A 7,190-nucleotide genomic window follows, 5' to 3' on the forward strand; every position below is an offset into this window, starting at 1 on the left:
GGCGCGGAGCAAATCTTACCCTCTGGGCGTCAGAAGCGCGCGTTTGACGCCAAGGCGATCCACCTGGGCAGGGGAAAAAGGCAAGCGCTGCATCTCGCCCTTGTACCAGGGCGAAAACAGATCGGCATAATGGGGCGAGGCCGGATTGCTTGATTGCCCGGGGAAATTGAGAAAGAGCGAATTATCCCATGCGCCTACATCGCAAACCATCAGGAAGCTCGCCCCGCCCGTTACGGCATAGGGGTTGTCCTTCACATGACCGGGATCGTACCACCGCGCCATGACGGTGTAGTGGTCACCGCCGGAACCAAAACCAGGACCACCCGGCGAGGGAAAACTGGCGGCGATGGCCGGGTCGTTTTCCAGAGCATGATGCAGGGTCAAACTATGCAGGCGCCCCCATTGCCAGGCAGCGGGCAATGGCCCCATCAGCGAAACACATTCGGCATAGGCCCGGTCGAGTTGTTCCAGCATGAACATCTCGCGGCGCTGCTCTGGTGACGTGCCACCGAAATTCCGGGCGTTTTCCAGCAGACCAAGCTGCGTCATGGGGCTGAGTTCGGCTGCGAGAAGATCGTTGAGTCCGGAGGGGATGAAGCGCTCATGCAGAGCCTTGCCAAGCCGGGTCACCCAGACTTCGTAAAGCGCTGCTGCGGCACTGCTGGCCGTCACATGACCATCCCAGTTTTTCAACAGAGTCAGCGCGGACCGGGAGAGCGTATCACGCGCGTCATGCTCCGGTAGCAGCGCGACCATTCGCAGCGCCAGAAGCGAAAGCGTGTCGTGCTGCAGAGCGATGCTGTCCGCCAGGCTGGCCCGAGGGGTGGCATCGAGCACCTGCTCCACCCGTTCATGGCGATAGGGCGGGCTCCATTCATGGCTGATGGTGAAACCCGGCGGCTCTGGCAGGTTCATTTCATTGGAGGTGCTGAACCAGCCCTTGGCCGGATTGAACTGGTGGGGCAGATCCTCCAGCGGGCGTAATCCCAGCCAGTCGAAACTTCCATCGCCGGGGGCAGGCATGAGGCCATCATGATGCGGGCGGCGGTGGGGAAGCCCGCCAGCAGCCTGCCAGCCGATATTACCGTGCCGGTCTGCATAGGCTCAGGACTCATAGCCAGAACATGACGGTAGCGGCGAGGCAGATGGCTGAGAAGAACACGGTCGGGCATCTGTCGTAGCGTGTGGCGACGCGCCTCCAGTCCTTGAGCCGGCCGAACATGATCTCGATACGATTGCGGCGCCGGTATTTGCGTTTGTCGTAGCTCACGGGCGTCGTGCGAGATCTCCGGCCTGGAATGCAGGGTCTGATCCCCTTTCCCTCCAGCTCGTCCCTGAACCAGTCGGCATCATAACCGCGATCGGCCAGGAGCCACCTTGCAGCGGGCAGATCGTCCAGCAGGGCAGCGGCCCCGATGTAATCACTGATCTGGCCTGCTGTCATGAAGAACCTGATCGGGCGGCCATTTCTGTCCGTCACCGCGTGCAGCTTCGTGTTCATGCCGCCTCTGGTCCGCCCGATCAGGCGGCCTGAGCCCCCTTTTTTATCCGCAGGCTCGAGGCCGTACGATGAGCCTTCAGGTACGTCGCGTCGATCATGATCGTCTGATTGTCCGCTCTGCCAGCCGCCAGGCCGTCCATCAGACGGACAAAAATCCCCGCAGCACTCCACCGCTTCCAGCGATTATAGAGCGTCTTATGCGGCCCATATTCTCGCGGAGCGTCCCGCCAGCGCAGTCCATTGCGGTTCACGAAGATGATCCCGCTCAATACACGCCGGTCATCAACGCGCGGTCTGCCATGGCTCCTTGGGAAAAATGGCTCCAGACGCGCCATCTGCTCGTCCGTCAGCCAAAACAGATCGCTCATCTTCAGTCTCCTCACAGAGCCTGAATCAAAACTCCCTGTAAAAATCAATGGGTCCTGAGCCTAGGTGAAATTGGTGGGGCTTGTGTGATGGCGCAAAGCCGCACGGAACTGGGGCCAGTCCCTGGCAAGATTGATGCCGATATTACCAAGCAGGGCATTGGCCCTCTGTGCCAGCCATGTGGCGGATACCGCGATGGCACGTCGCCGGGAGAGATCCTGTGCAATCAGTGGCCCCTACGCGGCATAGCGCAGCACGATCTCCTGAGGGGCAGCACCACGTATGGCGATGGTCTCGCGCCTGTGTGTCATTTCCCGCCATGCCCCGTCATGCCAGTAGCGGTCAGGATGATCAGGATGGGTGTTCAGAACGAACAGATCCTCCTGATCGATATGGAAATCGGTACGCCCGAAGGCAATATCGGCATTATGGCCCTGCATGATGCCGGGTATTCCCGGCATACCTCCCCGATCACATCCAGACCCGGGGCTGTGAGGTGGATCACATAACGAGGGCCCGGCACGCCGAAGGAGAGGTGCGGGTCATTGGCCAGAATGGGGCGTCCCATCGCCGTGCGATGCGGGGCGATGCACTCGGCATTGCTGCCCTCATTGGCGCGGCGATGGCCCATATCGCCATGCAGGGTTGCGGCATGAATGGCCCCAAGGGGCAGGCGCTTTTGCAGCACACCCAGCGCGCCAAGATCGTCATGTGACACGGCGCCCGTATCCAGCCCCTGCGGGACAACGAGCGGGCTGTCGGGTTCGCGGGGGGTGATGAAGCCATCAAGATCGAAGAGTGCCTCGCCCCTCGCCGCAAGACGCGCCCTTCTGATTTCAAGCGCTGTGTTGCCTGTGGGCTCGGCCCTCATGCGGATCAGGTCATCCAGTGACCATTCCAGAGGCCGATAGGCATAAAGCGCGAATTCCGGCGGGAGCCTCTCCTTGTCGGTCAGGGTGCGGATAAAGACGTTGATCCCGGCAACATAGGCGCCAGCGGCATCGCGTACAGTCGGGTCGTATTGCGCCCACTCGGCCTGATCGGAAGGAACGAAATCGGGGCCGAAGACCTCTGCCAGTCGACCAATCGATTGCCGGTACCCAAAATCGAGCTGCCACAAGCGATCCCGGGCGATCAGATAGCCATTGGCGAAGAAGGCATCCCATAACGTCTCTACACGTACATGAGGGACACCCCACTGATCCTCAATGACGGTGACCGGGGCTTTCAATCCTTCAAGACCCTGCATGGAGGCAGGTGTTGCGCTCGCACGGGCATGGCGTGGCAGGCAGCCAGAGCCGCACAGACGCTGGCGTGCAGCAGGGCGCGCCGACCTGTGAGGGGGGAAGAGGGCATGGCGCTTGTCCTTTCCAAGGATGTTGTTGGTCGAGAGCGAGGGTTATGGGAGTGAGGGCGTAGCACCACGTATTACGTGGTCTGGGCAGCGAGCCTTGCAATCCGGCGGGCCGATCCGGCGGCCAGGGTAAAGCCGAGCGCCCCGTGACAGACATTGAGCAACAGGTTCTCGCACGGGCCGCGTTCGATAATCGGCACACTATCCGGCGTGGCGGGACGCTGGCCAATCCAGCTTTCGGCCTGTTCATAAGGGCCTGCGCCGGGCAGGGCTTCCTGCGCGAGGTGACGCAGCTGCGCAATCCTGTTCGTATCGGCCCGCGGGCCCGACCGACCGATATCGACCATCGCAGCGATGCGCAGTCTTGCGCCGTGGCGGGCATAGACCACGCGCCGGTCATAATCGGTGACGCTGACGGCAGGCAGATGGCCTGGAGCGGGCGTGAGGGTGAGCGAATAACCCTGCAACGGATAGAGCGGCAGGGTAAGCCCGATCTGGCGCGCCAGTGCTCTTGACCCCAGCCTTGCTGCCAGCACGACCAGACGCGAGGGCAAAGCCCTGTTGTCGACATGCACGATGCAGCGTGTGCCCCGTCGTGACAGACTGGCCTCGCCCTGAACCTGCCGGAAGCGTTCGGACTGGCGCATGGTCTCGATTAGTTTCAGGCAGAAGGCATGACAATCGGCCACCTCCTCGCCCTTCGTGAAGAGACCACCAGCCAGCCCGGGCCGGAGTGCAGCAAAAGCCGGTTCGAGTTCGAGGCATGCATCCGGTGACAGGACGCGCTGATTCTGCGGATCGGTCAGATTGGCCACATTGCGCTGCATGCTGCGTGGATCGCGAAACAGGATGAGTTTCCCCGGCCTCTCCCAGTCGAAACCGCCCAGACCCGCGCTGCGCCATGTCGCGAGTTCGCTCTGGCTTTCGAGGGCCAGAGCCAGCAAAGCCTGGCCGCCCATCCGGAACCTGTCCGGGGTGCAGGCCCGCAGGAACCGTGCGAGCCAGACCCATTGTGCCGGGCTGGCATTGGGGTGCAAGGCTACAGGCGAGCCGGGGCGCCCCAGCCATGACAGTGCCTCACGCGGGGCCGATGGGCTGGCCAGCGGCGATACGTAACGATAGCTAAGCTGGCCCCCATTGGCCCGGCTGGCCCCGCTGGCGGGGGTGTCGTGACGTTCGACAAGGGTGACATGATGCCCATCGCGCCAAAGGACAAAAGCGGTCGAAAGACCGATGACACCGGCCCCGATAACAGTAACGGACTGACGCTGCGCCACGGACCCTGCCTTTGTTTCTCGTGCAACAGGTCAAGCCTAGGGGGCATGGGGCGGGGCATCCATTGGGAAGATACTGCGAACCCTTAACCTCAGGTTATGACCCGGCGCACGTCATTCGATTCAAGTGGCTGAGAGTACAGGCAATCTGCCCTGTCAGCATATCGAACGGGCAGGGCTTGTGCCGTATTCCGGGGCTATCACGATGCCGCAGGGTGTGGTGATGTTGCGCAACCGAACTGGACCGTCATACCGGATGCGACATGATCACGAAGCCTGAGACAAAAATGGTTCTGCCCCGCCGTGCATTGCTGTGCGGGGGCGTGGCGTTGTTCGGTCTTGCTGGCTGTGAGGCGCCCTCTGCTTTTGCGGGGGTGGACCGCCTGGCGCGGGATGCTGTGAAAGCCGGTCAGTGCCCCGGTATCGTGCTGGCTATCGGGCATCACGGGGCCGTCGTTCACCGTTTTGTCTATGGTGCCCGTGCGCTGGTTCCCCATCGTGAGGCCGAAAGCTGGGATACGCGCTTTGACATGGCCTCCCTGACCAAGCCGACTATGACGGCGCTCGCGATCATGCAGCTTGTCGAGCAGAACAGACTCAGCCTCGATCAGCCTGTCTCGTCCTTGTTGCCCGGTTTCCAGGCCGGTGGAAAAGGCGCTCTGACCATACGCCTGCTGCTGACCCATTATTCCGGTCTGCCCCCCGATATCGATCTGAGCCAGCCCTGGCAGGGCAAGGAGGAGGCGGTGAAACGCGTCATGGCCATGCGCCCTGCCACCATTCCGGGCAATGCCTTTGTCTATAGTGATGTGAACTACATCACGCTCGGGCTGGTGGTGGAAAAGCTGAGCGGTCTCGGGCTCGATACCTATGTCGCCCGCTCTATCCTCGGGCCCATGGGCATGACCCATAGCGGATATCGCCCCGACCCGGCGCTGGGTACCCTGATCGCCCCGACCCAGTTCGACGAAAAGGACATCATGCTGCGTGGCGTGGTGCATGATCCAACGGCACGTCGCATGGGCGGTGTGGCAGGGCACGCCGGACTTTTTTCCGATGCGCATGACATGTGTCTGTACGCTCAGGCCCTGCTGGACCGGCTGGCCGGTCGTGCCAGCACGTTCCCGCTGCGTCGTGAGACGCTGGAATTGATGACGACGCCGCAGCAGCCTTCCGGCAAGAGTGATCTGCGCGGCCTGGGCTGGGATATTGCCACCCATTATTCCACACCGCGCGGCGACCTGTTTTCGCCCCGCTCCTTCGGGCATACGGGTTTTACCGGCACGTCCCTCTGGATTGATCCGGTGAGCGACAGCTATGTGCTGATCCTCACCAATCGTGTGCACCCCTTAGGCGGTCACAGCGTGGTGGCGCTTCGGCGCGCGATTGCAACGGAGGCCGCCCGTGCGCTCGGTATCGACAGAACGGACAGGGTGCAGGGCTGATCATGGCACTGCGCCTGCGCTCCATCGAACTGGTGTATTATGTTATGCGGACAGGCTCGCTGCGTCAGGCCGCCGAGGCATTGAATGTGTCGCAACCCGCTGCCAGCAAGGCGCTGCACTATGCTGAGCAGTCTCTTGGTTTTGCGCTGTTCGATCGCGTGAAAGGCCGTCTGGTGCCCACGCGTGAGGCACAGATCATTCTGCCGCGCATTACAGCCCTGTTCGATCAGTTTGCCGATCTCTCCCGTCTGGCCGAAAACCTGCGCACCGGCAGAGGGGGGCATGAGGTGGTGTTCGACATGCGCGTTCAGCTCTGGAACAACGCCGAGACGCAACCTATCGAAGATGCCTCCGTCATCTGGTCGGCCGATGAGGCCCCCTTTAGGTCAGTGGGCAGGCTGAGCTTTCCCGTGCAGAACGCCTTCAATGCCCAACGCGCGGCCTTCTTTGAGGATCATCTTGTTTTCTGCCCGTCGCAGGGGCTCAGTGCGCATCGTCCACTGGGTTCGGTCATGCGGGCGAGGATGCGGGTTTACGAAGCGCTATCTGCCTTTCGACACGGTGAGAAGGGACAAGACGAGATCCAGCTGGTCAGCCTCAAGCAAATCCCTGCCTGAATTGCCAGAAAAATCGTTCGAAATATGCCGACTTCCCGACTGCCGGTGCTGTACGGCGAAGCCATCAACTCAAGGAAAGACCGCTCATCATGCGTATCGAATTCTATGTCATTGCGGGGCTGGTTCTGCTGGCGCTTGTGAACATATTCTGGGCAGGCGCCGCCAAGACGCGCCAGTATGGTACGGAATGGAATATGGGTGCACGAGACGGCAAGATGCCAGAGTTGCAGCCTGTACCTGCACGTCTGGCGCGCGCGCAGGCCAATCTTTTCGAGACGCTGCCCCTCTTCCTTGCGACGCTACTGGCGGCGTTGCTTGCGGGTCATGCGGGGTGGAAGACGCAATGGGGCAGCTGTATCTATCTGGCAGCAAGGGTGATCTATCTGCCGCTGTATGCCGTCGGTGTGCCTGTCGTGCGAACCGTGGTTTTCATGATCTCGCTTCTGGGCCTGCTCCTTGCGCTCTGGGCGCTGGCTTTCGGATAGGCTCTGTCCAAATATCAAACCTGGAGAGATCGAAGAACCGTTGGTTGATGGAGCTGGCTGGTGATTTAGTGCTTTGTCATTCTGACTGACGGCTCCTGGGGTGACTTTTGGTCTGCGCTTTGGGCAGATCGGGCGCTGTTTCCTCCGG

8 protein-coding genes are annotated in these 7,190 nt (G+C 61.4%); 3 read left to right on the forward strand and 5 right to left on the reverse strand.

The genetic code is table 11. The features are described from left to right. Nucleotides 1-15 precede the first annotated feature (15 nt). The 5 genes from ACWNRM_RS05440 to ACWNRM_RS05460 form a co-directional block, all read right to left on the reverse strand. The gene (locus tag ACWNRM_RS05440) at nt 16-1,080 is read right to left on the reverse strand and encodes a penicillin acylase family protein (protein ID WP_485169862.1); all 1,065 of its coding nucleotides are present in this window, start codon (nt 1,078-1,080) and stop codon (nt 16-18) included. Between the two features lie 31 nt (nt 1,081-1,111). Continuing rightward, nucleotides 1,112-1,869 (reverse strand): IS5 family transposase gene (locus ACWNRM_RS05445; protein ID WP_485169697.1). Its coding sequence is split into 2 segments (ribosomal slippage): nt 1,112-1,548 and nt 1,548-1,869, totalling 759 coding nucleotides; the frame shifts between segments, so codons are not numbered across the junction. A 234-nt stretch (nt 1,870-2,103) separates the two neighbouring features. Beyond that, nucleotides 2,104-2,307: a penicillin acylase family protein gene (locus ACWNRM_RS05450; protein ID WP_485169696.1), complete on the reverse strand. Its 204-nt coding sequence runs from the start codon at nt 2,305-2,307 to the stop codon at nt 2,104-2,106. After that, nucleotides 2,232-3,116, reverse strand: a complete 885-nt coding sequence (locus ACWNRM_RS05455) for a penicillin acylase family protein (protein WP_485169695.1) — start codon at nt 3,114-3,116, stop codon at nt 2,232-2,234. The genes ACWNRM_RS05450 and ACWNRM_RS05455 overlap by 76 nt, the downstream gene beginning before the upstream one ends. Nucleotides 3,117-3,295: 179 nt before the next feature. Continuing rightward, the gene (locus ACWNRM_RS05460) at nt 3,296-4,498 is read right to left on the reverse strand and encodes an FAD-dependent oxidoreductase (protein ID WP_485169694.1); all 1,203 of its coding nucleotides are present in this window, start codon (nt 4,496-4,498) and stop codon (nt 3,296-3,298) included. A gap of 260 nt (nt 4,499-4,758) precedes the next feature. Between ACWNRM_RS05460 and ACWNRM_RS05465 the strand changes: the two genes are divergently transcribed. The 3 genes from ACWNRM_RS05465 (at nt 4,759) to ACWNRM_RS05475 (ending at nt 7,042) form a co-directional block, all read left to right on the forward strand. Further along, a complete protein-coding gene (locus ACWNRM_RS05465) occupies nt 4,759-5,940 on the forward strand; it encodes a serine hydrolase domain-containing protein (protein ID WP_485169693.1) in 1,182 nt (393 codons plus the stop codon). A 2-nt stretch (nt 5,941-5,942) separates the two neighbouring features. Further along, nucleotides 5,943-6,557: a LysR family transcriptional regulator gene (locus ACWNRM_RS05470; RefSeq protein ID WP_485169692.1), complete on the forward strand. Its 615-nt coding sequence runs from the start codon at nt 5,943-5,945 to the stop codon at nt 6,555-6,557. Between the two features lie 89 nt (nt 6,558-6,646). After that, nucleotides 6,647-7,042, forward strand: a complete 396-nt coding sequence (locus ACWNRM_RS05475) for an MAPEG family protein (RefSeq protein WP_485169691.1) — start codon at nt 6,647-6,649, stop codon at nt 7,040-7,042. The last annotated feature ends 148 nt before the right edge of the window (nt 7,043-7,190 follow it).

Source organism: Asaia sp. A2 (genome assembly GCF_057319415.1).

What these genes read in the sequence shown, in the direction of transcription:
- ACWNRM_RS05465 (WP_485169693.1), top strand. Translation starts at nt 4,759, where the DNA reads ATGATCACGAAGCCTGAGACAAAAATGGTTCTGCCCCGCCGTGCATTG.
- ACWNRM_RS05450 (WP_485169696.1), bottom strand. Translation starts at nt 2,307, where the DNA reads ATGCAGGGCCATAATGCCGATATTGCCTTCGGGCGTACCGATTTCCAT.
- ACWNRM_RS05470 (WP_485169692.1), top strand. Translation starts at nt 5,943, where the DNA reads ATGGCACTGCGCCTGCGCTCCATCGAACTGGTGTATTATGTTATGCGG.
- ACWNRM_RS05455 (WP_485169695.1), bottom strand. Translation starts at nt 3,116, where the DNA reads ATGCAGGGTCTTGAAGGATTGAAAGCCCCGGTCACCGTCATTGAGGAT.
- ACWNRM_RS05475 (WP_485169691.1), top strand. Translation starts at nt 6,647, where the DNA reads ATGCGTATCGAATTCTATGTCATTGCGGGGCTGGTTCTGCTGGCGCTT.